Below are 25,004 nucleotides of genomic sequence, written 5' to 3'. Positions count from 1 at the left end.
GCAATCGATAGGAAGTATCGAAAAGGATGAGGGAAATGACAGATACGTTAGTTCTGAAGAATGTAAAGATGTTAGAGGGAAATGCAGCGGATATCATACTGGAAAATGGGATGATTAAAGAAACCGCACTTCCCGGAACTGCAACAGGGGATAAGATAATAGATTATGATCAAAAAGTTTTTGTTTCGAGCGGATGGATTGATATGCATGTACATGCTTTCCCAGAATTCGATCCTTATGGTGATGAGGTTGATGAGATTGGATATAAAACTGGTGTAACAACGGTCATTGATGCAGGAAGCACGGGGGCAGATAGGATATCTGATCTGGTTAGCAGTTGTGAAAATTCCAAAACGAATGTTTTCGCCTTTCTGAATATTTCACGGATTGGATTGAAAAGGATTGATGAGTTATCGGATATTTCATGGCTGGACGAGGGGGAATTAAGGAAGGCAATTTCCAAGTACGGGGAGTTTATCGTTGGACTTAAAGCGAGAATAAGTAAAAGTGTGGTTGGTCCAAATGGTGTCGAGCCATTAAAAATCGCTAGGAAGTTCTCGGCTGAAACTGGTTTACCATTAATGGTTCATATCGGTTCAGGGCCGCCTGATATTAAGGAAGTCCTTGATTTACTTGAGGAAAAGGACATTATTACACATTTCTTAAATGGTAAAGCGAATAATTTATTTGACGTAAGAGAAGAGCCACTGCCTGAGTTAAGTAAGGCGATTGAACGTGGTGTTCATTTGGATGTAGGTCATGGAACGGCAAGCTTTTCTTTTAAAACTGCCGAAATGGCAAAAAAGCGGGGAATCCGTTTCAATACGATCAGTACGGATATATATCGTAAAAACAGAGAGAATGGGCCAGTTTTTAATATGGCAAATGTGCTTACAAAATTTTTGTACCTCGGTTATCCATTAAAAGAAGTAATAGATGCCGTTACGGTCAATGCAGCAGCTTGGTTGCATAAACCAGAGCTTGGCAGGATTTCAACTGGGGATATTGCGAACTTGACCTTATTCTCGATCGAGAATGAACAGACCCTTTTATTGGATTCCGAAGGTGAAAAAAGGATGGCAGAAAAAAGAGTTGTTGTAAAAGGAGTGGTTATAAATGGAGAATTCATTGAACGCTAAATACGGTTTGAAAAGAGTCATCAATGCAAGCGGAAGAATGAGCATATTGGGGGTTTCTGCCCCAACTGACACAGTGATGGACGCGATGAAAAAAGGTGGGCAAAATTATGTTGAAATTTCTGATTTAGTCGATAAGTCAGGGCAGCATATAGCTAATTTGCTTCATTCTGAAGCAGCGGTCGTCGTAAACTCAGCATCAAGTGGAATTGCGCTCTCCGTAGCGGCGATCGTGACTGAAGGAAACAGAAGGAAAAGTGAAAGGCTTCATCAAGATCTTATTCAAAAGAATGAAATCATCATGCTGAAAGGCCATAACGTTCAGTATGGTGCACCGGTTGAAACCATGATTTACCTTGGTGGCGGAAAGTTAGTTGAAGTTGGGTATGCAAATGAAGGGAAGGCAGAACATATTGCGGATGCCATAAATGAAAATACTGCCGCCATTTTATATGTGAAATCGCATCATGCTGTTCAGAAAAATATGATATCGGTCGAAGAAGCATGGGAAGTGGCCAAAAAGAATAGTATCCCTCTGATTGTCGATGCAGCAGCTGAGGAGGATTTGGAAAAATATGTACAATTCTCCGACTTGGCGATCTATAGTGGATCAAAAGCCATTGAAGGACCCACATCAGGTATCGTTGCTGGCGGAAAAAAATATATCGAATGGGTAAAGGTTCAACTGCACTGTATCGGAAGGAGCATGAAGGTTGGAAAGGAAACTACCTTTGGGCTGCTTCAGGCATTGGATGAGTATTTTGTCAAGACAGATAATAGCGAAAAAGAAAAAGCTAGTTTACAAGTTCTCACATCACTTGACTCCATTGATGGCGTAAAAGTAACGATAGTGCAGGATGAAGCCGGCCGTGCCATATATAGAGCCCGTATTTCCATTGATCCTTTGATAACGGAAACAACTGCGAAAGAAGTGAACGAGCAGCTCAGAAATGGGGATATTGCCATTTATACACGTGATTATGGGATACGGCAAGGGTTTTTCGATATAGATCCGCGTCCATTGCAAGGTGATGATATAAATGTCATTGAAGCACAATTAAGAACCATATTAGGAGGAAAATAAGGATGACAAACATAAACAAACGGTTATTGAATGATCGTGTAGCCTTAAATGTACTTGCAAATAGTGTAGAAAATGCAGTGGAAGTCTTTGAAGCAGCGGAAGGCCATGTATTGGTTGGCGTACTCTCAAAGGATTATCCAACTGTGGAAGCTGGTGTTACAGCAATGAAAGAATACGGGGAAGCCATTGATGAGGCCGTTTCAATAGGATTGGGCGCGGGCGATAATAGACAGGCAGCAGTTGTCGCAGAAATCGCAAAATACTATCCAGGCAGTCATATTAACCAGGTTTTTCCGGCTGTAGGTGCTACGAGGGCCAATTTAGGTGAGAAGGATAGTTGGATAAATTCACTTGTTTCTCCAACTGGGAAAGTCGGTTATGTGAATATCTCCACTGGTCCAGTAAGTGCAGGTGCAAGTGAAACTGCCATTGTGCCTATCAAAGCTGCCATTGCGCTTGTTCGCGATATGGGAGGAAATGCATTAAAATACTTTCCGATGAAAGGCCTGAAGCATGAAGATGAATATCGTGCTGTGGCAAAAGCTTGTGGTGAAGAGGGATTTGCTTTGGAACCAACAGGTGGAATCGATTTGAATAATTTCGAGACCATTTTAGAAATGGCATTAGAAGCAAAAGTGCCTAAAGTCATTCCCCATGTATATTCTTCCATCATCGATGAAGAGACTGGTAAAACGAATGGTGAGGATGTAAGGGAATTATTGGCCATAACAAAAAAATTGGTTGAAAAATATGCCTAAAAGGATTGTGGCATTCGGGGAAGTTATGATGCGTTTGCAGGTACCAGGGTATGAATTGCTATCACAGGCTAACACTCTGCAATACTCCTTTTCAGGCACGGGAGTAAATGTAGCTTCTGCGATGACAAAGCTTGGACATGATGGGTATGTTGTGACCAAGTTACCGGATAACCCCCTTGGGGATTCAGCGATTTCAGCTTTGCAGCGCTTAGGAATTGGAAGGAACTTCATCTCTAGAGGCGGCAAATACATGGGGATGTACTTTTTGGAAAATGGTTTTGGACAGCGGGCGAGCCGTGTCACATATTCCAATCGACTGGAAAGCAGTTTTAATACAGCCACCTTATCCGATTATGATATGGATATGATTTCGGAAAGTACGGATATCATCCATTTTTGCGGAATCACGCTTGCAATGGCGGAAAATGTACGGGAAAGTATGAAGGCGCTGGCTGGAAAAGTCAAAGAAAAAGGCGGTACAGTCTGTTTCGATTGCAATTACCGTCCCTCTTTATGGGAGGGAGGTTACGCTGACGCAAAGCCTCATTATGAAGAAATGCTTTCTTTGGCTGATATCGTCATGATGAATGAGAAAGACGCCCTATATATTTTAGGAATGAAGTCAGAAGGCTCCACAAGGAAAGAGCAGCTCATTGAGTTGATCCCTGAAGTGGCCAAGAAATTCAATATTCAATCGATAGCAGGGACACATCGTTCAATCAACAGTGATAATAGCCATACGTTGAGGGGGTATATATACAAGGAAGAAACATTTTACTTTTCCGATATCCTATCATTTTCCGTATATGATAGAATAGGTTCAGGCGATGCTTACACAAGTGGAATCCTACATGGCGAATTGCTAGGATATTCCCCTGAAAAGACAGTTCGGTTTGCGGCTGTATCAGGATTGCTGGCATGTACTGTCGTTGGAGATACTCCTTTGGCAACCGAAAAGGAGATACTCTCGGCAATGGAAGGTAAAATGGAAGATATTAAGAGATAAAGGCAGGAGATTAGGAATGAATGTGAACAGAAAAAATGGACCGATGTATTTACAGATAAAAGAAATATTAAAGGATCGTATTTTACATGGGGTTTATGCCATCGACACAAACATTCCCTCTGAGCCTCTTTTGGAAGAAGAATTTAACGTAAGTAAGGTCACTGTCCGTAATGCAATCAAAGAACTCGTTCAAGAGGGGTATGTTGAAAAGAAAAGCGGCAAAGGCACTAGAGTCATAGCTAATGGTTCGATTGTCAAACTTTCCAAAGGAAAGCGTTTCACAGAGCTGTTGGTGGAGGAAGGGCACTCCATTTTAAAAAAGGTGTTAAACATAAGTCATGTTGACCTTTCTTCAGACTCTAAGCTGCATTCTTTATTTGGTGACCATTGCTTAAGTATCGAACGGATATATTTATTGGACAATGAACCTTATATTTACTTTACACATTATGTTTCACTTGATTTAAACCAAGAAGAGATAGAAGAGGTCCAAATCAATTCTTTGTACCGCTTTTTGGAAGATCAAAACGTCAAACTTGAAATATTCAGAGATGAGTTTGCCGTTGCTATCGCTCCGGATCACATTTGCGAAACACTGAAAATCGAAAACAATAGTCCAGTACTAAAGAGGATTCGAATTTCCAGTGATGGGGACGGAAATGTTATGGAATACAGTGAAGGATATTACAACACGGCTAAACAGAACTACATTGTGACGTATAACGAGCCGGTACAATAATCCCATTTATTGTATTGGTTTGATTGTAAGCGATTTCTTGGGAATGGGGAGAACATATGGATCTATATTTATTAGGAATCACGCTGATAGCAATCGTAATAGTTATTTTAGGGGTATCATGGTGGAAATGGCATGCATTCATTAGCTTGACTGTAGCCAGTTTATTTTTAGCGGTTTTTTCTGGACTGCCAATGGACAAGATTGTTGGGGCTTATGAAACGGGTGTCGGAGCGGTCCTAGGTCACCTTATTGGAATATTGGCCTTAGGTACCATCTTAGGAAAGATGATGTCCGACTCTGGAGCTGGTATGCAGGTTGCTGACTTTTTCATTAATAAATTCGGCGTGAAAAAACTGCCATGGGCCATGCTTTTATCTGGTTTCATCATCGGCATTCCGGTATTTTTCGAGGTTGGTTTAGTAATATTGCTTCCTTTGGTCATTTCCATTCGGAAATCTACCAAAGTGAACATCTTGTTAATTGGTATTCCAGTACTTGCTGGTTTATCGATCGTACATGGGCTGGTACCTCCGCATCCTGGAGCCATGACAGCCATTGGAATTTATAATGCTAACATGGGACAAGTACTTCTGTACTCATTGATCATCGCATTCCCGACTGCTGTTATTGCGGGACCTCTATTCGCAAAATGGATTCATAAACGGGTCATTCCTATTGGAGAACCGGAATTGATCCGTGTGGAAACAAAGTCAAGTGGATTACCAGGCACTGGAGTTTCGTTCTTCATCATCCTTTTGCCGGTATTGTTGATGGTTTTAACGGTAGTGGCGCCTTATCTGCCGATACCAGGTGCCATTGAAAAATTCTTATTGTTTATCGGAAGTCCAGTGATCGCCCTATTAATCTCCTGTTTTGCAGCTTACTATTTCTTGGGCTACAGACAGGGTATGGACAAATCACTAATTAAAAAGTTGACGGAAGAATGCTTATTGCCATTAGCTTCCATAATTCTTATTATCGGTGCTGGCGGAGGATTCAAGCAAATTTTGATTGATAGTGGCGTAGGGACTGCGATCGCTTCCATGTCTGAAGAAATTTCTTTATCACCGATCGTTCTTGCATTTCTTGTGGCCGGACTGATTCGGATTGCCACAGGTTCTGCAACCGTCGCTTTGACCACGGCAGCAGGGATCGTTTCACCGGTCGTTGCCAATATGACGGGTGTTAATCTTGAATTGCTCGTTATTGCCACGGGAGCAGGCTCACTTATGTTCTCCCATGTTAATGACGCCGGTTTCTGGTTAGTAAAAGAATACATGGGATTAACCGTTAAAGAAACTTTCAAAACTTGGACAGTCATGGAAACCTTACTTTCCTTCGTGGCATTCGGTTTGGTTTTAATTTTCGATATATTCATTTAATTAAAGAAAATTTTTGCAATGCCTGATTAAGTAGCATTTACCTCCGTGAACTGTCTTGGGGTGACAGATCACGGAGGCTTTTATTTAGTTATGAACATACTGGGGAGGGAGAAAATGACCGGCTTTACTCTTAAAGATAGGTCGTTGCGGAAAAAACAGAAACTATTCACAATTGGAAGTAGTATGACTAGTGACAAGGGTGTAGTTTCATCCAGGAGACGTTTGTTTGGCTCCTCGAAGATATAAGTCCTGACAGAGACTTCTATATTGCAAGATTGACAGCTTCCCGTTTACATATTCATTCTGAATATAATCCAATAATTCATTGGCATGGTTAGGCTTTTGACGTTTTTCCTGAATATAATGGAGAATTAAAACTTCTATATTCACACACTCACCTTACTTGACAAGTATTTTTTTCCATTAACAATATAACATGGGTATTCAAAAAAATATCATTTTTTGAATATTTTAACTATCGACATATTTATACAAATAAAGGAGTGATTCGGAGTAAGCGGTGGAAACTTTTATCGGGAAATGCAAAAAGAACGGTATTTTACCGACTTGCTGTTAATTCGGCACAAAAAAACCCTTGATAATTCAAGGGTTTTTTTGTTGATTTAGGTGAAAAAACTGATTTTGCAACGACTTCATGCTTGTATCTTTTGTACAGGTAGAGGTGATAAGCGCAGTTCTGCGGATTCTCTCTTAATGGAGAATAAATAAGCTGCCAAACCTAAGAAGGCTGTAAAAATCAGCATGGCGATCGATGAACTGAAGTCCCCGCCAGACAAGTCACGAAGCCATCCCATGATATAGCTCGAAAAGCCGCCCATGATATTCGTGAATCCAATTAGACCAGCGGCTCGTCCTGCGGTTTCAGGTGTTGAATATTTTACCATGAGCATATTACTTAGATGGAACACACCGCCTTGACATCCCATTGCCAGTCCCATACATAGTCCTGCCAAAATAGGATTGGGGATGAAGACAGCTACAGTCAAAAAGACAGCCGTCAATGAAAATAGAATCGTGGCCATCAAACTTGGACGTCTGGTTTTGTCAGCCAGAAAACCGCATGCCAAGACAAATCCTAAAGCGAATAGCCAGGAAAGTGAAGTAATGCTCGACATTCCTTCCTTTTCGAATCCTTTTGCCTCAATGAGGTAGGTAGGAAGCCAAATGCTGATTCCGAAAAATAAGAAGGAGCATACGAGCATGCCGAACCAAACAATCCAGAAACGATAATCTTGAGCGAAACTCTTGTTCTCGGAGCGGGCGGTTTCTGTCACTTCATCATCCGTTTGGCGAATGAAGGCCAATTCCTCCTTACTTATACGGGGGTGCTCTTCTGGTGTATTTCTTGTCATAAAGATGAACATAGGGATATTTATAAATAAGTTGAAAGCTGCAAGCATAAAGAAAGCTGCTTGCCAGTGGAGTAAAGATATCACGAGCACCAAGAAAATGGCTCCCATTGCCGGGCCTAAATAGTTTCCGGTAAGCCAAGATGCCTGGGCCCTCCCCAATTCCCGTTTATTAAACCAGTTAGAAATGAATTTTCCGGAAACCGGAATCATCATCCCCTCACCAAAACCAAGAATGATCCTGCTTATTAAAAACATTTCATATGAATTTGCCAGGCCTGACATGATCATCGTGAGTGTCCAAACGAATAAACCGGCGATGGCTGTTTTACGTGCACCTAATTTATCAATGATGAAGCCCCAAAAAAGATTTGAAACTCCATAAGCAATGGTGAATACAAATGATAGAAGACCGATCTTTGCATTTTTGTCATCACCTGTCATACCGAGTGCTTGCAAGAATTCCGGATCAGTTTGAATGATGGAAATGCCAACTTTATCAATTTGTCCGAAAAACCAAAAGAAAAAAATTGGAACGGCAATATACAACCATCTTTTTTGCCCATTTAACATAATACCATCTCCTTATCGCTTTTTAGCATTCCTTAAAACACTTACATTCGAGAATAAGTGTTTTACGGTTATCCCTTTAGAAAGGTACTAGTTTTAATTTTTCCCGCCTTTCATTATAATTTTGATAGATAAAAAGGAACAGAAGTGTTTTGTAAGGAAAACAAAGTTTTACTTTCTTAACGATAAATTAAAATAATTTGATTGTCAATTTAATATTTTGACAATTTTATATTTTTAGAATAAACAATCTTATAAGCGCTTTCAGTTAAAAACCGAACTCTGTTTCATCCTATTGAGTAAGTGGATCTCAATCAAGCAAGGACTTATAATGGATGTAAATCTAATTCTTTGTGTCAAAAAAACAAATTATTATCAAATTATTAAAAATTCTGACTTGTTGATATTGAATTTAAAATCAGGAAAATCTATAATTCATATATATTGTTTTGTATATGAAATACTTAATATTGGAAAATGCCGTGATTTGGCAGAGAATATCGATGTATTAAAATTCTTTATTTGTTTTTACTTGTATAATTGGTTATATTTGGTTATATAACAACAAGCTTTTCTATTGATAAGTGAATTAAGCTAGGCCTTCCAAATAGTTTTATATATGTAAATATGCTTTAATTGACACATATAAACTATTCTATTTATACATGAAGAGTTAAGGATTGCGAGGTAGAAATGGTTGCCAATTAGAAGAACTGCCCGATTCATTATTTGTAAGGAATGAGCTTGTTATTCTGCAGTGCTTGGGAAACAAGGAGACATCGGCTCTGTTATCGCTCTCGGCTTTTACAAGCCGTTTTCCAAAAGTGGTGAAAGCGTTGATTATATCTGATGTGACTCGTGGAGCAGCTGTTGTTAGCATGATAGAAAGTAAACGGAAACTTCTGAAGTGATTACAATCCATCGAAATGTGATCATATGAACTTGCAAAGGGCTGTGCGCTACTGGCGCCAAATGTTTCTGTCTAGTTAAGGAAGCGCAAGTGCTTACGTCAGGATACCGGTCATTTCAATTCTCTTTATCAAATTTAAACCAAATGGACATCCTATCTTCAATATCTGTCCCGATATTGGTCTTGGGTGGTGAACTGAATCAGGTCAGACCTGATAGTGAGACAAGAATATTTTAAAAATTGATGCCTAATCCCGGTTTTTCCATTGTACGGGAAGACCGGCCATTTAAGTATCAGCAGGATCTTGGGGTGTACGGATGCTACTTACAACAGGTTTGCAACCATTAAGTATGCATCAAAAGCATTCAGCAAATACAGAAAAAGATGTACATATACTGCAAGTTCTTCTTTCTAGGTCTGAAGAAAGCTTTACTGAAAGTGTTATAGTCAGGAGAAAATGAGATTTATTCACAACGGGGGGAATACTCGAATGGCAAGCGAAGAAAAAGAGAAAGAGAAATATAGTGCTAATTCATTGGTTAGAGGGTTGGAAATCATTAAGCTCTTTAATGAAGTACAGCCTAGTTTGTCTCTTTCAGAAATTGCAAAACAACTGGGAGTAAGCAGAACGGTACCATATCGTTTATTATTCACATTACAAAATATTGGTTATTTGTCTCAGGATGAACATACGAAACGTTATAGTTTAACGCCAAAGGTTCTTGAATTGGGATTTAGCTATTTGAACAGCTTGAAATTCCAGGAAATTGTCCAGCCTTATATGGAGACTTTGCGTGATGAAATCGGAGCCTCCTGCCATCTTTCAATTTTGGATGGACAGGAAGTTGTTTATGTTGGAAGTGCCCCAATCAGAGGCGTATCCGCTGTCAATGTGAACATAGGTTTGCGACTGCCGGCACATGCTTTGGCCAATGGAAAATTACTTTTGGCATATCAACCGAAAGAAATGCTGATGCAAATGTTTAAAATCTCAAATCTAACTCCTTATACAGACAAAACACTCACCGCGCCGGGTGAATTTCAAAAACAGCTGGAATCGATTCGGCAAAATGGCTATTCAATGACAAGCGGGGAATTCCATCCTGGCATCCGTTCTGTTGCCGCTCCGATTTTTGACAGGACTGGGAAAGTATTAGCTGCATTGAATGTCGTGGCAACAGAGTCTGCTTACCAGGAGGATTTTATCGATAAAATTGCCTTGCCGAAACTGTTGGAAGTTTCTCGGCAGTTATCCGTTTATATGGGATATAGTGGGGTTAAGCCGTATCAACACGAAGATGTCTGAACAATTTAAAAGTGCCAATCTATTATTAAGTGAATAACTTTTCTAGAAAGTGTGGATCTCCCAATAGGGTATCCACACTTTTTTTGTGAAGAAAGGCGGATAGTAGATTAAATCATTACAAGCTTATCGCAAAATGATGAACACACGGATTATAAAAATAGTTTTAAATATTCTAAAAATTCGTTGACAATGAAGCGTTTTCATTTTAGACTTAATTCATAGACAAAACAATGTTTTGCTTATGAAACATAATACGGTTTAGAAACAACAAATAAGGGAGGAATTTTAAAATGACAAAAGAAGCTTTTTCAGTGAAGGATTTTGAAAAAAAATATGTTGCCCGATTAAAAGACCGTTCGCTTGATTGGGATGTCTTGAAGTTCCAAGAAGAAATCGATCCCGCTTATAGACGTGCACAGATGAGATATATCGGACGTGGTGCGACTGCCAATAATGATACGAATGTAATAGCAGGTGTACATTTCACTTTAAGTACAATGGTGCTTCCTCCGGGATGTATCGGTCCTTTGCACCTTCACGACGATGTTGAAGAAGTGTTTTTCATTCTTGAGGGTGAAGTCACGGCATTAATTCAAGAGGATAGCTACAGTGAAGTGCATGAAATTAAATTAAGTGCAAGAGATTGCATCAGCAGCCCACCAGGGGTTTATCGGGGAATTAGGAATGATGGTGATGTGGAGGCGCGGATGCTCGTGATGCTAGGGGCAGTGAAACCTAACTTGCCGACTTATCCTGAAGGCAGTGACCTCGAAGAACTGCGTAAACAACGCGCTAAAGAAAGAGAAGCCATTATTAAAGAGTGATCATTTAGCTGAGAAGGGCACCTGCATTATGAAAATTAATGAGGCGCCCTTTTCGATTAGATTGTTAAATATGACCAATGCAATTTATCTAAAGTCCAATTAAATTATGGGAGGTATAAAAAATGCTTGGGATTACTCATTTACGACATATAAGCATGATAACTCCGAATTTCGACGATCAAGCAGAGTTTTATGAAAAGGTTTGGGGACTGGATAGAGTGGATGTTCCGGAAGAGGAGAATACGGTTTATTTCCGCGGGGCTGGACCGGAACATCATATTTTAAGCCTTCACAAGGGAGAAAAACGTGGTTTGCATCATATAGCTTTTGGCATGGTCGATAAAAATGCGGTGGATCGTGCAGCAGGGATATTACAATCGAAGGGCGTTCGAATTATTGAACCACCTGGATATTTGGATGAAGCAGGTGCCGGTTATGGCCTCCGATTTATTGATCCGGAAAACCGCGTGATTGAGCTTTCAGCTTGGGTGGAAGTACAAACGTCTATTTGGAGCAAGAAAAATGTTGACCCAGTGAAATTGAACCATGTTGTAATGAACACGAAGAACTTAGATATGATCGTTGAGTTTTATACGGATGTACTTGGTTTTAAAGTTACTGATTGGAGTGAGCACCAAATGTCTTTCCTGCGATGCAACAGGAAACATCACTCCATTGCCTTCAATCAAGATGAGCATGCGTCAGTCAATCATATCGCATACGAAGTCGATTCCGTGGATGAATTGATGCGAGGAATAAGCAATGTGCGAAAATCAGGCTTGTCAGAACTTTGGGGACCTGGACGTCATGGGCCTGGAGACAATATTTTCTGTTATTTTCAAGACCCAGGCGGTTTTGTTATGGAGTATACATGTTATCTGGAAACGATCGAAGATGAATCTGAGTGGAGAGCACGAGTATGGAAACGGGTCCCGCATTTAATGGATCAGTGGGGGATTGCAGGGCCGCCGAAACCTGAAGCCCGCAAAGCAATGGGAGGCGATCCCGATCCAGGCTGGGTTGATTCTCATATAGATGGTTCTGTCTTGGCGGAAAAATGAGGAGGATTTTGATTTCCTCCCATTATTCTTGCGCGTAGTTACAGCGTTTAAGGAAAATGGCTTTGAAAAGGAGTGAAGAGAGTGGATTTAGGATTGCAAGGAAAAGTGGCTGTCATTATGGGCGGCACGTCGGGCGTGGGATTAAAAACAGCAGAAATGTTTTTAGCTGAAGGAGCGAAAGTGGCTATATGCGGCAGAAGTGCAGAGCGTATGGAAAATGCACAAAGTCAATTGCTCTCATTTGGTGAAAAGGCAGATATTTTTGCATCAACATGTGATGTCACCTCAAAATCGGATGTAGATTCTTTCATTAATGGTACCGCTGAGAGGTTTGGCGGAATCGATATATTGGTGAATGCAGCCGGTCAAAGCGTGATGGGTCACTTTTTTGACATAACGGATGAGCAGTGGGAAGAACAGATTCAGTTAAAATTCTTTGCCATCATATATGCCGTTCGTGCTTCGCATCCTCATTTAGTGAAAAGGGGAGGAGGGAGGATTATTAATATTAATGCAACCCTCGCTAAAGAACCTGAACGTCATATGGTAGCGACTGCAGCAGCAAGGGCTGGTCTCCTTAATTTAAGCAAAACCTTATCCCAGGAATTGGCCTTTGACAATATATTGGTAAACTCAGTGAGTCTTGGATTGATCCGGACCGACCAATGGGAGCGAAGAAGATTGAAAAATGCCCCTGATATGGACCCTGAAAAATATTACGGAGACCTTGCGAAAAAACGGAATATCCCTCTCGGCCGCGTTGGGGAAGCGGAAGAAGTGGCCAGTGTCATTGTTTTCCTTGCTTCAGACAAAGCAAGTTATGTAGCAGGTTCGACGATTGAGACGGCAGGAGCGATCGGTAAGGCACTTTAAATATATTACTAAAAAAGGTAGGATAACGCGATGAAAATAAAAGAAGAAATAGAGTTTACGACCGCCGATTCCATCGTAAAGGAGCTGGTTCAAGCAGGAGTTGAAACTGCTTTCGGGATTGTCAGTATTCACAATATGCCCATCTATGATGCAATTCTTAGAGAAGGGAGTATCAAACTCATTTGTTCACGCGGTGAGAGCGGTGCCGTAAACATGGCTGATGGCTATGCCCGTGCCACTGGGAAATTGGGTGTAGTGATTACCAGTACTGGAACAGGGGCAGGAAATGCTGCTGGTTCCCTGGTGGAAGCATGGGCAGCTGGCGTCCCCCTTCTTCATCTTACCGGTGAGGTGGCTTCTTCTTATCTTGGTACAGGCAAAGGATACATACATGAGTGTAAAGACCAGCTATCAATGATGAGCGGAGCATGTAAAAATGCAGTGAGGCTTAGAAACCCTGAGCAATGTGCCGCGGTTGTAAGGAAGGCGATCCAAGAAGCATTAACTGCACCAACGGGTCCGGTTACATTGGAAATTCCCATTGACTATCAATCGGCGATCATAGAAGATCTTTCACTCGAAGGGCTACGAGCTTCAACATCTGAAACAAATCCATTGCCATTCATTCCTGAACAAGCCGTGCAAAAAATGGTTGGGGCACGCCGTCCTGTAATATGGGCCGGTGGCGGAGTCATCAGTGCCAATGCTTCGAAAGAGCTGCAAAAATTAGCGGAAATCCTTGGTGCAGCGGTTATAACCAGTCAGTCAGGAAAAGGTTCGATTCCAGAAAACCATGAACAATGCATCGGACATTTTGCGGCATATGAAACAACAAAAGAGTTTTTAAGAAATGCAGATTTATTGATTAGTGTAGGTGTAAGGTTTAGGGGGAATGAAACATCCAACTGGAAAGTGCCTGTGCCACAAGAACATATAGCGATCGATGCTGATTGGCAGGCCATTAACAGGAACTATAAAGCAACTATAGGTTTGGTTGGCGATGCAAAAGATATGTTAGCTGCCACCATTCAAAAGCTCGAAGAACATTCAGTTCATGCGGAGCCTTCTTATTTAGAAGAAGTTCTTTCGCTTAGAAATGAAGTGCGCGCCCAACTCAGGGAAACGCTTGGACCTTATGAGCAATTTGTAGATGGTATGAGGGAGATATTACCAGAGGATACCATTTTAGTTCGTGATGTAACCGTACAGGCAAACGTTTGGGGCAGCCGTTTATTTGAAATCTATAAACCGAGAACATCCATTCATGCATCAGGCGGCGGAATCGGTCAAGGTCTTCCAACAGCAATCGGTGCCCAAATGGGGTGTCAAGATAAAACTGTCGTTCTGATGGCTGGAGACGGAGGGTTTATGGTGAATGTCGGGGAAATGGTCACGGCAGCCGAAGAAAACTTACCAGTTATCATCGTATTGTTCGATGACTCAGGCTATGGGGTTCTTCGCAACATTCAAACAGCCGCATATGGTCGGCAGGTAGCCGTGGATTTATTGAGTCCTGATTTTGTGAAATTGGCTGAGTCCATGCATTTTGATGCAGTGCGTATTGGTTCTGGAGATGAATTCATATCCGAACTGAAAAAGGCAAAGGAAAGACGTAAACCTTCAATGATCGTTGTTGATATGGAGGCTGTGGGGCCAATGGCCAAGCCATTTGGCGGACCTCCAGGAGCTGCGGAAGCATTTAAGCCCAAAAAACTATAAGGAGGATTGAGAATGATTTCGACATACCCATTTGTTTCAGGAAAATATCTAGTTAATGGAGAATGGATAGAATTACCGGAAAAAGTCGATGTAGTAAATCCGGCAAATACATCCGAAGTAGTTGGTCAGGTGGCAAAATGCTCTGAAGAAATCGTGAATGACGCGATTGAAGCTGCAGAAAATGCTTTTGAAACGTGGTCCCGCTCTGATATCGGGGAACGGGCTAACCGGATGAACACTGCGGCAGAAGAACTTTCAAAAGTTATCGAGGAAAATGTTACAGTGTTTGTACGTGAAAATGGCAAAACACTTGTTGAAGCCAAAAAGGATTTACTGCGCTGTGTTGAAGTCATGAAGGGCTGTGCAGCAGAGTTACTTGATTGGTGGAAGCCTGAAGTGCTTTCAGGAAACCAAAAAGTCCAAATCCGAAGAAGGGCAAGAGGTGTCACGGCCATCATCACACCGTGGAATTCTCCGATGATATTAACATTTAAAAGGGTCATTCCTGCTGTTTTGGCAGGCAATGCCGTTGTCGTAAAACCTGCAACTAATTGTCCTTTAACGATTATGACCTGTTTAAAAGTAGTTGCCGAACATTTTCCTCCAGGAGTCATCAATATAGTCTCAGGATCAGGAAAAGCAATCGGCGATACACTATGTTCCGATTCACGCGTACGGACATTGGCGTTTGTCGGAAGTACGGAAACCGGAAAAGATATCATGCAGAAATCAGCTGGAAATCTGCAAAAAGTATATATGGAACTTGGCGGCAATGATCCTGCAATCATCTTGGAGGATGCCAATATGGATGAAGCGGCTATCAAACGTTTGAGGATGGGGATTTTACGAGCAGCGGGTCAGGTCTGTTCTGCTGTAAAAAGAGTGTATGTCCAAGAATCACGTTATGATGAGGTTGTGGAAAAGCTGACCAAAGAGTTTAGCCGGATGGTAATTGGTGATGGCATTCAGCCTGATGTAACTATGGGTCCATTGAATAATAAAGCACAATATGATTTTGTGAATGGCTTGATCGAACGTACCGCTAAGTCAGGAGGAAATATAATCACCACCGGCATTCAGCTGAATCCGGAAACTTGGGATAAAGGTTATTATATGCTTCCTTCCATTATTACTGGTGTCGATCAACAGAGCGAATTGGTTCGTGTAGAACAATTCGGACCCATCATTCCAATTTTACCTTTCAATGATATTGATGAAGCTGTAAAATTAGCGAATGATAGTGAGTTTGCGCTGCGTGCATCTGTTTGGACCGAGAATGAAGATATCGCTGTCGAAATGGCAGATCGCCTTGAAGCTGGTGCGGTTTTCCATAATAATCATACCGTTTTCAGTGACTTGGCTCTGGATTTCCCTGGCTTAAAAGAAAGTGGTGTTTCGCGGGAAACAAGACATTGCGGGTTGGAATTCTTTGCGGACTCATACGGGTTTGCTGATTGAGGAAGGATGAAACTACATGAAGTTAGGTTTAATCGGGTGCGGTAATATCGGGAAATTTCTGCTTCAGGCCATTAATAACGACGGGCTTCTTCCAGGTGGGAAAATCGTTTCGATTTATGCCCGCCGTGAAGAAATCGCGGCACAGCTAGCAGAAGAATTCAGGACACAGTCATTTAGTGATGTCGAAGAACTCCTTAAATCCGATGTAGATATGGTCATAGAGGCTGCAACGATTGAAGCAGCTGAAGAGTATGCATTGAAAGTGCTTAAAAGCGGGAAGGATCTCTTGCTGAGCAGCATTGGCGTGATGGCGAATTCTGCCTTTGAAGAACAATCAAACCAGATTTGCAAAATGAATAACGTGAATATTCTCCTTCCGTCTGGTGCGATTGGAGGTCTCGATGTACTTAAATCGGCAAAAGCGGTGAATGGCCTAGCATCTGTTTGCATCACCACAAGAAAACCGCCAAGCGCATTGCCTGCTGGGTCTTCAGTGACAGAAGAAACGGTATTATTTGAAGGATCTGCTGCAGAAGCGATCAAACAGTTTCCGAGAAACATTAATGTTGCGATTGTGCTGTCTTTGGCTGGTCTTGGATCTGAAAAGACGAAAGTGAAAATCATTGCCGATCCTAATGTGTTAAAGAACATTCACCTTATAGAAGCGTCAGGTTCGTTCGGGAAACTGAAACTGGAAGTGGAGAATGATCCGATGCCAAATAATCCGAAAACGAGTTATCTAGCGGCATTAAGTGTATTGGCTACTCTGCAAAATAAGGAAAAGAGCGTTCAAATCGGGTAAAGAATTGTGATGTAAAGCTTGGAAGGGAGAGAAAAAGTATGCTTAAAACAGATAAGTCCTTAGAAGAAATGTCAAAACAGCAAGTTGTTAACTATTTGAACGAAACGGTTAAACCAGAGGAAGGCGTTATACCTGCATACCTCCTTGGAGACCCAAAGGTTTATGATATAGAACATGAAAAAGTGTTTTTGAAAACATGGGTTTTTATCGGTCATGATTCTGAAGTACCCAACAAAGGAGACTTCATGACTCGTGAACTAGCTGGCTACTCGCTCATCATAACACGTGATGCTGAAGAGGAAATCAGGGCGTTTTATAATATGTGCACCCATCGCGGAATGAAACTATGCCGGGCAGATAAAGGGAACAAGTCATTATTTACGTGTCCCTACCATGGGTTTAATTTTAAAAACACTGGAGAGCTCGTAGGGGTGCCATTACAAAAGGACATATATGGGGGCAACCTTGACCGGTCGGAATTGGGCCTTCACAAAGTGAAGCTTGAATCCTATAAAGGTCTTTTATTTGGAACTTGGAATGAAGATGCAGAGCCACTTGAAGAGTTTCTTGGAGACATTAAATGGTATTTGGATATCCTTGTAGGACGTGCAGAAATGGAAGTTATCGGTGTCCCGCAAAGATTCATTGTTAAATCCAACTGGAAAGTTGGTTCCGATAACTTTGTTGGTGATTCCTATCACACGATGGTCACACACGGTTCCATTGCAAAACTGGGCATGGTGCCCAATGCTACCTATTCAAAGCGTGGTTTTCAAATCCATATGGATAACGGTCATGGACTGAACTTAGGGACTCCTAACCCTGACTTCGCTTTCCCGGAAGAATTGAAAGATGAATTTAAAACTAATTTGTCTGAAGAACAATATGAAGTGTTATCAAACTTAAAGAATATGATCGGGAACGTTTTCCCCAACTTATCATTTTTAATATCCCATACAAAAATCAAAGACCAGTTCATCTCCAACACTTCTATTAGAATGTGGCGGCCAATCGGTCACAATCAAATGGAAGTGATCGCTTGGATGCTCGTGGAAAAGAACGCAACCCAAGATTGGAAAGATAGATCAAGAGATTCATTTATCTTGACCTTTAGCCCATCCGGTATTTTCGAACAGGATGATACGGAAGTGTTTACGGATATTACTGAAACAGCCCAAGGCCCAATGCCTTTCCTAAAGAATTTAAACTACAATTATACAATGGGACTCCATCGTGAACCAGTTGACTTTATAGGACCGGGTGTTGCTTACGATGATAAATTCACGGAAGCGAGCCAACGGAATTTCTACAAGTACTGGCTGGAATTAATGACGAAATGATAAGCGGGAGGGGGAACGGAAATGAATGTGGAGAAAATGTTGCTTAAATGTGAATTTGAACAGTGGCTGTATGATGAAGCTCAATTACTCGATGATATTGAATTTGATGATTGGTTCGATTTAATGCACTCGAGCTTACGTTATCAAATGCCTGTACGTGTTAATAAAGAAGGGGTGGAACGCCCGGATTATTCAACGGAAATGTTTACATTTAATGATGATATTGAGCTGTTGAAACTGCGAGTGGATCGTTTGAAAACGGATTATGCTTGGGCGGAAATTCCCCCATCAAGAACACGGCGTTTTGTCTCTAATGTACGCGTTAAAGAATATGTTGAAGGTGAAAAGGCAGTTGTCAAGAGCTATCTGCTTATCTATCGGAGCCGCAGCACGGATATTCAGCATGATTTGATTTCAGGGGAACGAAATGATGAATTCATTTTCGAAGCAGGTAAATGGAAACTATCCAAACGGATATTCATTGTTGATCAATCAACGATAAATACCAGAAATCTTGCTATCTTCGTATAATATTGATTTGAATAAAAAGAGATAACAAGGAGGCTGTTTACAATGTCAATGGCGTTAAAGGATAAAGTGGTGTTGATTACTGGAGGCAATTCAGGTATCGGAGAGGCTGTCACTAGACGTTTTATACAAGAAGGGGCAAAAGTCAGCATTATCGGCCGCTCGATAGAAACGCTAAATAAAATGAAAGAGGAATTTGGTGAAGAAATCCTCATTAACCAAGGCGATGTAAGCAAATATGAAGACAATGAGAGGGCTGTTCAGGCCACTGTCAAGCAATTTGGAAAGCTGGATGTTTTCGTTGCCAATGCAGGAGTCTTTGATGGATTTGCAAAATTTGCCGACGTAACGCCCGATGCACTTTCAGAAGCATTTGATTTTCTGATCGATATTAACGTTAAAGGATCTTTCTTAGGTGCTAAAGCCGCTCTTAAAGAACTGCAAAAATCGAATGGCAATATTATTTTCACCGTATCCGGTGCTAGTTTCTATCCGGATGGCGGCGGGGTTTGGTACACAGCAAGCAAGCATGCCCAAATAGGGCTGATGCGCCAGCTTGCTTTTGAACTTGCTCCTGACATAAGGGTGAATGCTGTAGCGCCTGGTGGCACTCTGACAGCATTATCGGTCATTCCTCCCCTACGTCCATTCGTTAAAATCGTGGATAATGAAACGAAGGCCAATAGCATTAAAAAAAGAAACCCTCTTCAGCTTGCACAGATACCCGAAGATCATGTAGCTGCATATGTCCTGTTAGCATCTGACGCAGCACGTGCAATCACCGGCGAAGTCATCTCCAGTGATGGAGGATTGTCAGTTCGCGGACTGGGTTGAGTTCATAACAAAATAAACTACGGGAAGAAGGTTTATAAGTATGGCTGAATCACTATTGGGCAATAGGAATATTAATCAACTCGCATTTGTTGTAAAAGATATTGAAGCTGCTAATCTAGCTTTCACAAGACTGCTGGGCATTAAGAAGGCAGAACCGTTTCTAACTGGTGACAGTTCTGTTTCGAAAGTCACTTTTAGAGGTGTACCAACGGAATCACAATCCAAACTGGCTTTCCTGAATACACCAACTGTCCAATTTGAACTAATAGAACCCGATAAAAATCCAGGAACGATGCGTGAGTTCCTGGATGAAGTAGGTGAAGGGATTCACCATATTGCTTTTGATGTAGACTCTATCCAAAAAAGGCTGCCAATCATGGAGAAAAGTGGATACCCAGCTTTGCAAACGGGAGAATTCACTTCAAGTGACGGCCGATATGTATATGTGGATACACTAGATGATCACAAAACGTTAATTGAAATGCTTGAAAGTGCAGAGCCGAGAGAAACGGCATGGGAAAGACCAGAAGATACTAGCGTTCAGCCGCTATTAGGGACTAACAAAGTGGAACAGATTGCGTTAGTTGTAAAAGACCTCGATGCGGCTGCAGAAGCATATTGTAAGTTGTTGGGGATTGAAAAACCTCCCATCATCCATTCTGGTTCAACCGATATTACAAACGTGATTTACAAAGGGAAGCCCACTGAAGGAAAGTCAAAATATATGTTCATCGATACGCCGTTAATTCAAATTGAATTGATCGAGCCGGGTGAATCACCTAGCACGTGGAAAGATCATCTTGAAAAATATGGTGAGGGTGTTCACCATATCTCTTTTGTCGTTAAAGACATGGAGGATAAAATGAAGATGTTAGAAGAAATGGGCTATCCGGTCATCCAGACAGGTAACTTTTTTAACGGAAAAGGCCGATATGCCTATATGGATACAACATCGACCTATAAAGTGATTATTGAATTGCTAGAACGTTTCAATGAGTAAACGGTTTCAATTCTGATCATCAAGAAGTGTTCCGGATGAAATTGTTTGAGTATTTAGAACTTACATAATTTGGAATAATGGACTCCAGCGGTCATTAAATCAAAACCTAGCAATTTTTCCACCTAATCAGCTGATTAACTTACTAGAAGTGAAACCGTAAAAAGTATACAAGGCAATGGGCAGGAAGGGCGCTTCAACCATGGCCTTGTACGGTTGGAATAAAAGTGAAAAATTTAACAACAAACGGAAAAAAATATTGACAAATAATTCAGAATATTAACATTTTTAAAAAACACAAATAGGCACCCTTTTATGTAAATTTCATTGTGATACACGTTTTATGTAATCTAGGTAATAATCATAGTTTTTTTGGATATGGATCGTATTGACCTTTATTGCTTTTTCTGCATCTTTGTCACGAATGGCATGGATTACCTGTAAGTGCTCGTTGTTTCGTTCCTCATACCAAGATTTATCAACCATTGTAACATCTTCATTACGGGCGGACAAAAAGGAAATTCGAAAAGAAAGCCATAATGAATCTGTAGTCTTTTGGAGAAAGGTATTTCTCGAGTAGGAATATAATAAGCGGTGAAATTCAATGTTTGCACGGCTTGCCGCTATTCAGTCATTACTATTAATTGCCTGTTGCAGTTTATCCGTTGCCCATTCCAGTTTTTTTAATTCCTCTTCCGTAATTCCTTCACAAGCTTTTTGTATCGAATAGTTTTCGAGCATTTTCCTGATTTCCAATTCCTGCTGTAAAAGTTCAATATCCACATTGGATATGACCATCCCTATACCAGGTTTCACCTGAAGCAAATTTCCCTGTTCCAATTTCCTCAAAGCTTCACGAACCGGTGTACGGCTACAATTGAATTGCTGGGCAATATCATCTTCCGTTAAACGGTCTCCGGGCAAAAATATTCCTTCAATGATCGCATTTTTTATAACAAAAAATATAGCTTCCCTTAAGGGCTTAGAAGAATAATGTTCTATTTGTTCTGTAATATATTGATAGTGATTGGTTTCCATGGTGTTCCTTTCTAAAATCCAATTATATACAAGTATATTTATTTTATCTTAAAAAACGATTGAAGTCATTTCACTGCTTCATACTTTTGATTATTTATACAATTCAATGGGATCGATGAAACTATTATTACTAAAGACGCTCACAAGGCTATCTGTCCATATTGGCAGGGGATAAATCAGGGAAGTCCCCATCCATGCTGAAACTGGGGAACTGCCTGATACTTTTGGGAAATACAAGGGTGTCATAGAGTAAAAAGGAAGCTCACAGTTGTTTTACTATCATCGGTTGATATGGGTAACTTTGCCGCGATGATGACGTATATGGGGATTCTTTTTACAGATAATCATGCAAGAATAGAGATTCATGTTGCTCGTTTACATAAAGATGCTATGATTGAAATCGAAGATTATACTAAAGAAAAGAATACATCAGATTGATATTTTCTTTTCTTTAATATACATAGAGGATACAGGAGGAATTTTAAAATGAATTTAGCACAATTTCCTAGAAAGCGATATACACCGACATTTACACCAATTGAGAGATTAGATCATTTTTCTGATGTTCTTGGGGGACCATCCATTTACGTTAAACGAGATGATATGCTTGGTTTGACGGCTGGGGGAAATAAAACAAGAAAACTGGAATTCCTTGTTGCCGATGCATTGGAAAAAGGCGCGGATACGTTGATTACATGTGGAGGCATTCAGTCAAATCATTGTCGCTTGACACTGGCTGCTGCGGTTAAAGAGAAAATGAAATGCATCCTTGTGTTGGAAGAGGGACTTTCAAAAAATTCAGAGCCGGATTTTAACGGTAACTATTTTCTCTATCATTTATTAGGGGCTGACCAAATTATAGTTGTACCTAATGGAGCGGACTTAATGCAAGAAATGCAGAAAGTGGCTAAAGAGGTAACAGAGAAAGGACACCGACCTTACATCATTCCGGTTGGGGGATCCAATGTCATTGGTGCAACCGGATATGTTGCATGCGCTCAGGAGATCTTGGCACAGTCCTTTGAGCAAGGGATTGATTTGAAAGCAGTTATTTGTGTAAGCGGCAGTGGGGGAATGCATGCTGGCTTGGTGGCAGGATTTCATGGAAATCAAAGTGGAGTATCAGTAATTGGAATAAACGTAAGCAGAGGAAAAGCGGAACAAGAAGAGAAAGTTTTTCAGCTTGTTAAAGAAACTTTAACACATATCGGCATTCCAAATTCAATTCCTCGTGAAGCTGTTACGTGTTTTGATGAGTATGTCGGGCCGGGTTATGCTTTGCCTACACCTGAAATGGTGGAAGCAGTGAAGCTCATGGCAAGAACAGAAGGGATATTGCTGGATCCAGTATATACGGGTAAAGCGGCAGCGGGACTCATTGATTTAATACAAAAAGGCACATTTAAGCCGGAGGATAACATCTTATTTGTTCACTCTGGTGGTGCTTCATCTTTATATGCCAATACTTCTCTATTTAATTGAAGTACTTATCATGCAGGTGGCCTAATCCCACTTTTTTCAATAAAGTAGGCATGGTTATTAAGCGAAAAACATATGTCTAACGCATTGGTAGCGGAATAGACAATTGTCCATGGACAAAAGAGGATTCTACAGTTGTAGAATCCTCTTTTAATGATTATATTACTTTTCGATTAAAGTCGTCGTATGATCAAAAACAACTTTTCCATCAACGATCGTTAGCTGTACCTTTGTATTAGGAATTTCTTCTGCTGGTACTTCAAAGAGATTTCGTTCTAATACTATGATATCAGCAAGTTTATCTACTTCCAATGTCCCTAATTCCTGCTCTCTGAATGCAGCGTAAGCGGGTCCGACTGTATAAGCTTTCAATGCTTCGGCAAGTGTGATGCGCTCATGTGGATGCCATATTGTTTTTCCACTGCTATCGATTCTCGTTACTGCACGATAGATTTGTAGAAGCGGATTGAGGATATCAATTGGGAAGTCCGTTCCAAATGCCAAATTCGCTCCGGCTTTTTGCAATGCATTAATCGAAAAAACATGCTTTTCACGTTCAGTACCAATTCGCTCGGTGTAAACCCCTCTTTCTGACATCGCCAAGTGGTCTGGCTGCATCGAAGCAGTTACGCCAAGCTCTTTAAAACGATGGATATCATCTGGATGAATCACTTCAATGTGTTCGACGGAATGCCGTGAATCTCGTTTACCATTTGCCTTTTGCGCTTCCTCATAGGCATCTAAAGCAAGACGAATCGCTCCATCTCCAATAGCATGAAAACGAATGCTAAAGCCTTCTTTATCTGCATCAACGACCCATTTTTTGATCGTTTCAGGAGGGAACGAAGATTCACCGCATGTTTTCGGTTGATCAGCATAAGGTTCAAGTAAATAAGCGGTACGGGCGGTAATGACGCCATCGATAAATTGTTTAAGTCCTGATACACGAAGTTTATCCGATTGAAACGTATCTCGTAATCGTTTGACACGTTCAAGATTGCCATTTAAAGCCGGCCATAAATGAATGCGTGCTGTTAATTCTCCATTGTCTTCAAATTCCTTGAAAACATCTAGAGATTCTATTGTTTTTAAACCATGTAAGTCATTGACAGCAGTTACCCCTAAGCTTGCTGTGTGTGCCAAGAAATTAGAGAAGATTTCATTCTTATGTGTATTTGAAAAATTAAATGCATGACGGATAACTGCATCCATTGCTTTTTCAAATAAAATACCATTGGGTTCTCCATTTTCGTCTCTTCCTATAATGCCATAAGAAGGATTTTCCGTATGACGAGTAATGTTTGCAATCTCCAATGCTTTCGTATTCACCCATGCATAATGTCCTTCTGCGTGAAACATGAGTGCTGGACGGTCAGGAAGAATACGATCCAATGAATGTCGAGTCGGTAATTGTTGTGAATCCCAATAACCTGCATCCCATGTAAATCCGATTACCCATTGATTTTCCGGTTTTGACTCAGCGAATTCAGAAATCATCTCAAGCGCTTCAACTTCTGAGCGGGCTGCGAACAGATTGACACTATTGAGGGCAACGGCACCTTGCATAATATGAAGATGGAAATCATGGAACCCCGGCATTATTAATTGGTCTATAAACTGATAGATTTTCGTGTGCTCACCTGCGTAGTGTTTAATTTCTTCCCCTGAACCAATCGCAACAATTTTGTTGTCCATAATCGCAATAGAAGCGGGTTCAGGTTGGTCGGAAAGACCTGTAAATACAGTATTGCCTGAAATAATTATGTCAGCTAGTCGTTGATCCATCATCA

General features: G+C 40.9%; 25 protein-coding genes. 20 read left to right on the top strand and 5 right to left on the bottom strand.

All coding sequences use genetic code 11. The features are described from left to right. Nucleotides 1-35: 35 nt before the first annotated feature. The 6 genes from V3595_RS06715 to V3595_RS06690 are packed head-to-tail and all read left to right on the top strand — an operon-like array spanning nucleotide 36 to nucleotide 6,105. Nucleotides 36-1,139 (top strand): amidohydrolase/deacetylase family metallohydrolase, encoded by a 1,104-nt coding sequence (locus tag V3595_RS06715; RefSeq protein WP_485906125.1) that lies wholly within the window; start codon nucleotides 36-38, stop codon nucleotides 1,137-1,139. After that, on the top strand, nucleotides 1,117-2,220 hold the full coding sequence (locus V3595_RS06710; protein WP_485906123.1) for a DgaE family pyridoxal phosphate-dependent ammonia lyase: 1,104 nt from the start codon (nucleotides 1,117-1,119) through the stop codon (nucleotides 2,218-2,220). Before V3595_RS06715 ends, V3595_RS06710 begins: the two co-directional genes overlap by 23 nt. A gap of 2 nt (nucleotides 2,221-2,222) precedes the next feature. Beyond that, nucleotides 2,223-2,978 carry a 2-dehydro-3-deoxy-phosphogluconate aldolase gene (gene dagF / locus V3595_RS06705; protein ID WP_485906121.1) on the top strand — a complete coding sequence of 252 codons (756 nt, stop codon included), beginning with the start codon at nucleotides 2,223-2,225 and terminating at the stop codon, nucleotides 2,976-2,978. Continuing rightward, complete coding sequence (locus V3595_RS06700; RefSeq protein ID WP_485906119.1) at nucleotides 2,971-3,984, top strand: sugar kinase; 1,014 nt, start codon at nucleotides 2,971-2,973, stop codon at nucleotides 3,982-3,984. The genes dagF and V3595_RS06700 overlap by 8 nt, the downstream gene beginning before the upstream one ends. A 16-nt stretch (nucleotides 3,985-4,000) precedes the next feature. Next, the gene (locus V3595_RS06695; RefSeq protein ID WP_101221927.1) at nucleotides 4,001-4,723 is read left to right on the top strand and encodes a GntR family transcriptional regulator; all 723 of its coding nucleotides are present in this window, start codon (nucleotides 4,001-4,003) and stop codon (nucleotides 4,721-4,723) included. 56 nt (nucleotides 4,724-4,779) lie between these two features. Then, nucleotides 4,780-6,105: a GntT/GntP/DsdX family permease gene (locus V3595_RS06690; protein ID WP_485906117.1), complete on the top strand. Its 1,326-nt coding sequence runs from the start codon at nucleotides 4,780-4,782 to the stop codon at nucleotides 6,103-6,105. A gap of 207 nt (nucleotides 6,106-6,312) precedes the next feature. Here V3595_RS06690 and yppF read toward each other — a convergent pair whose 3' ends face one another. Continuing rightward, nucleotides 6,313-6,495, bottom strand: a complete 183-nt coding sequence (yppF, locus tag V3595_RS06685) for a YppF family protein (RefSeq protein WP_214746539.1) — start codon at nucleotides 6,493-6,495, stop codon at nucleotides 6,313-6,315. Between the two features lie 263 nt (nucleotides 6,496-6,758). Beyond that, entirely contained in the window at nucleotides 6,759-8,048 is a 1,290-nt protein-coding gene (locus V3595_RS06680) for an MFS transporter (RefSeq protein ID WP_485906116.1), read from the bottom strand. A gap of 677 nt (nucleotides 8,049-8,725) precedes the next feature. Between V3595_RS06680 and V3595_RS06675 the strand changes: the two genes are divergently transcribed. The 12 genes from V3595_RS06675 to V3595_RS06620 all read left to right on the top strand — a co-directional run bounded on the left by V3595_RS06675 (nucleotide 8,726) and on the right by V3595_RS06620 (nucleotide 20,700). Continuing rightward, complete coding sequence (locus V3595_RS06675) at nucleotides 8,726-8,956, top strand: hypothetical protein (RefSeq protein ID WP_485906114.1); 231 nt, start codon at nucleotides 8,726-8,728, stop codon at nucleotides 8,954-8,956. A 489-nt stretch (nucleotides 8,957-9,445) separates the two neighbouring features. After that, entirely contained in the window at nucleotides 9,446-10,261 is an 816-nt protein-coding gene (locus V3595_RS06670; protein ID WP_137020733.1) for an IclR family transcriptional regulator, read from the top strand. Nucleotides 10,262-10,551: 290 nt separating this feature from the next. Further along, nucleotides 10,552-11,085, top strand: coding sequence for a cupin domain-containing protein (locus V3595_RS06665; protein WP_402841450.1), 534 nt, complete (start codon nucleotides 10,552-10,554; stop codon nucleotides 11,083-11,085). Nucleotides 11,086-11,207: 122 nt separating this feature from the next. Further along, nucleotides 11,208-12,146 carry a VOC family protein gene (locus tag V3595_RS06660; RefSeq protein ID WP_485906111.1) on the top strand — a complete coding sequence of 313 codons (939 nt, stop codon included), beginning with the start codon at nucleotides 11,208-11,210 and terminating at the stop codon, nucleotides 12,144-12,146. Nucleotides 12,147-12,227: 81 nt separating this feature from the next. Continuing rightward, complete coding sequence (locus V3595_RS06655) at nucleotides 12,228-13,019, top strand: SDR family oxidoreductase (RefSeq protein ID WP_485906109.1); 792 nt, start codon at nucleotides 12,228-12,230, stop codon at nucleotides 13,017-13,019. A 30-nt stretch (nucleotides 13,020-13,049) separates the two neighbouring features. Next, a complete protein-coding gene (locus V3595_RS06650) occupies nucleotides 13,050-14,738 on the top strand; it encodes a thiamine pyrophosphate-binding protein (RefSeq protein ID WP_485906107.1) in 1,689 nt (562 codons plus the stop codon). 12 nt (nucleotides 14,739-14,750) lie between these two features. Then, nucleotides 14,751-16,196: an aldehyde dehydrogenase family protein gene (locus tag V3595_RS06645; protein WP_485906105.1), complete on the top strand. Its 1,446-nt coding sequence runs from the start codon at nucleotides 14,751-14,753 to the stop codon at nucleotides 16,194-16,196. A gap of 16 nt (nucleotides 16,197-16,212) precedes the next feature. Next, nucleotides 16,213-16,998: an aspartate dehydrogenase gene (gene nadX, locus V3595_RS06640; protein ID WP_485906103.1), complete on the top strand. Its 786-nt coding sequence runs from the start codon at nucleotides 16,213-16,215 to the stop codon at nucleotides 16,996-16,998. A 38-nt stretch (nucleotides 16,999-17,036) separates the two neighbouring features. After that, complete coding sequence (locus tag V3595_RS06635; protein WP_485906101.1) at nucleotides 17,037-18,338, top strand: aromatic ring-hydroxylating oxygenase subunit alpha; 1,302 nt, start codon at nucleotides 17,037-17,039, stop codon at nucleotides 18,336-18,338. Between the two features lie 21 nt (nucleotides 18,339-18,359). Next, the gene (locus V3595_RS06630; protein WP_485906100.1) at nucleotides 18,360-18,869 is read left to right on the top strand and encodes an aromatic-ring-hydroxylating dioxygenase subunit beta; all 510 of its coding nucleotides are present in this window, start codon (nucleotides 18,360-18,362) and stop codon (nucleotides 18,867-18,869) included. A 42-nt stretch (nucleotides 18,870-18,911) separates the two neighbouring features. After that, the gene (locus tag V3595_RS06625) at nucleotides 18,912-19,700 is read left to right on the top strand and encodes an SDR family NAD(P)-dependent oxidoreductase (RefSeq protein ID WP_485906098.1); all 789 of its coding nucleotides are present in this window, start codon (nucleotides 18,912-18,914) and stop codon (nucleotides 19,698-19,700) included. A 40-nt stretch (nucleotides 19,701-19,740) separates the two neighbouring features. Next, on the top strand, nucleotides 19,741-20,700 hold the full coding sequence (locus V3595_RS06620) for a VOC family protein (protein WP_485906096.1): 960 nt from the start codon (nucleotides 19,741-19,743) through the stop codon (nucleotides 20,698-20,700). 321 nt (nucleotides 20,701-21,021) lie between these two features. Here V3595_RS06620 and V3595_RS06615 read toward each other — a convergent pair whose 3' ends face one another. Both V3595_RS06615 and V3595_RS06610 read right to left on the bottom strand, forming a co-directional pair. Next, the gene (locus V3595_RS06615; RefSeq protein WP_485906771.1) at nucleotides 21,022-21,324 is read right to left on the bottom strand and encodes an FCD domain-containing protein; all 303 of its coding nucleotides are present in this window, start codon (nucleotides 21,322-21,324) and stop codon (nucleotides 21,022-21,024) included. After that, nucleotides 21,325-21,735 carry a GntR family transcriptional regulator gene (locus V3595_RS06610; RefSeq protein ID WP_485906095.1) on the bottom strand — a complete coding sequence of 137 codons (411 nt, stop codon included), beginning with the start codon at nucleotides 21,733-21,735 and terminating at the stop codon, nucleotides 21,325-21,327. Between the two features lie 291 nt (nucleotides 21,736-22,026). Here V3595_RS06610 and V3595_RS06605 point away from each other — a divergent pair, with 291 nt between their 5' ends. Both V3595_RS06605 and cuyA read left to right on the top strand, forming a co-directional pair. Beyond that, nucleotides 22,027-22,173: a hypothetical protein gene (locus V3595_RS06605; protein WP_485906094.1), complete on the top strand. Its 147-nt coding sequence runs from the start codon at nucleotides 22,027-22,029 to the stop codon at nucleotides 22,171-22,173. Between the two features lie 48 nt (nucleotides 22,174-22,221). Continuing rightward, nucleotides 22,222-23,217, top strand: a complete 996-nt coding sequence (gene cuyA / locus V3595_RS06600) for a D-cysteate sulfo-lyase (protein ID WP_485906092.1) — start codon at nucleotides 22,222-22,224, stop codon at nucleotides 23,215-23,217. A gap of 159 nt (nucleotides 23,218-23,376) precedes the next feature. On the opposite strand, the gene V3595_RS06595 is transcribed toward cuyA, so the two are convergent. Then, nucleotides 23,377-24,999 carry an amidohydrolase gene (locus tag V3595_RS06595; protein WP_485906769.1) on the bottom strand — a complete coding sequence of 541 codons (1,623 nt, stop codon included), beginning with the start codon at nucleotides 24,997-24,999 and terminating at the stop codon, nucleotides 23,377-23,379. Between the last annotated feature and the right edge of the window lie 5 nt (nucleotides 25,000-25,004).

Origin of the sequence: Bacillus sp. CFBP9009 (assembly GCF_036541465.1) — a bacterium.
GTDB lineage: Bacteria > Bacillota > Bacilli > Bacillales > DSM-1321 > Peribacillus.
Note: the sequence above shows the minus strand (reverse complement) of the source record. Positions and strands in the feature narration are given on the sequence as shown.

Bases quoted from the DNA above. Each gene is read 5' to 3' on its own strand.
- V3595_RS06695 (WP_101221927.1), top strand. From the start codon at position 4,001: ATGAATGTGAACAGAAAAAATGGACCGATGTATTTACAGATAAAAGAA.
- cuyA (WP_485906092.1), top strand. From the start codon at position 22,222: ATGAATTTAGCACAATTTCCTAGAAAGCGATATACACCGACATTTACA.
- V3595_RS06690 (WP_485906117.1), top strand. From the start codon at position 4,780: ATGGATCTATATTTATTAGGAATCACGCTGATAGCAATCGTAATAGTT.
- V3595_RS06645 (WP_485906105.1), top strand. From the start codon at position 14,751: ATGATTTCGACATACCCATTTGTTTCAGGAAAATATCTAGTTAATGGA.
- V3595_RS06670 (WP_137020733.1), top strand. From the start codon at position 9,446: ATGGCAAGCGAAGAAAAAGAGAAAGAGAAATATAGTGCTAATTCATTG.
- V3595_RS06605 (WP_485906094.1), top strand. From the start codon at position 22,027: ATGGGTAACTTTGCCGCGATGATGACGTATATGGGGATTCTTTTTACA.
- V3595_RS06595 (WP_485906769.1), bottom strand. From the start codon at position 24,999: ATGGATCAACGACTAGCTGACATAATTATTTCAGGCAATACTGTATTT.
- V3595_RS06710 (WP_485906123.1), top strand. From the start codon at position 1,117: ATGGAGAATTCATTGAACGCTAAATACGGTTTGAAAAGAGTCATCAAT.
- dagF (WP_485906121.1), top strand. From the start codon at position 2,223: ATGACAAACATAAACAAACGGTTATTGAATGATCGTGTAGCCTTAAAT.
- V3595_RS06715 (WP_485906125.1), top strand. From the start codon at position 36: ATGACAGATACGTTAGTTCTGAAGAATGTAAAGATGTTAGAGGGAAAT.
- V3595_RS06665 (WP_402841450.1), top strand. From the start codon at position 10,552: ATGACAAAAGAAGCTTTTTCAGTGAAGGATTTTGAAAAAAAATATGTT.
- V3595_RS06620 (WP_485906096.1), top strand. From the start codon at position 19,741: ATGGCTGAATCACTATTGGGCAATAGGAATATTAATCAACTCGCATTT.
- V3595_RS06630 (WP_485906100.1), top strand. From the start codon at position 18,360: ATGAATGTGGAGAAAATGTTGCTTAAATGTGAATTTGAACAGTGGCTG.
- V3595_RS06650 (WP_485906107.1), top strand. From the start codon at position 13,050: ATGAAAATAAAAGAAGAAATAGAGTTTACGACCGCCGATTCCATCGTA.
- V3595_RS06660 (WP_485906111.1), top strand. From the start codon at position 11,208: ATGCTTGGGATTACTCATTTACGACATATAAGCATGATAACTCCGAAT.
- V3595_RS06625 (WP_485906098.1), top strand. From the start codon at position 18,912: ATGTCAATGGCGTTAAAGGATAAAGTGGTGTTGATTACTGGAGGCAAT.
- V3595_RS06610 (WP_485906095.1), bottom strand. From the start codon at position 21,735: ATGGAAACCAATCACTATCAATATATTACAGAACAAATAGAACATTAT.
- nadX (WP_485906103.1), top strand. From the start codon at position 16,213: ATGAAGTTAGGTTTAATCGGGTGCGGTAATATCGGGAAATTTCTGCTT.
- V3595_RS06635 (WP_485906101.1), top strand. From the start codon at position 17,037: ATGCTTAAAACAGATAAGTCCTTAGAAGAAATGTCAAAACAGCAAGTT.
- V3595_RS06700 (WP_485906119.1), top strand. From the start codon at position 2,971: ATGCCTAAAAGGATTGTGGCATTCGGGGAAGTTATGATGCGTTTGCAG.
- V3595_RS06680 (WP_485906116.1), bottom strand. From the start codon at position 8,048: ATGTTAAATGGGCAAAAAAGATGGTTGTATATTGCCGTTCCAATTTTT.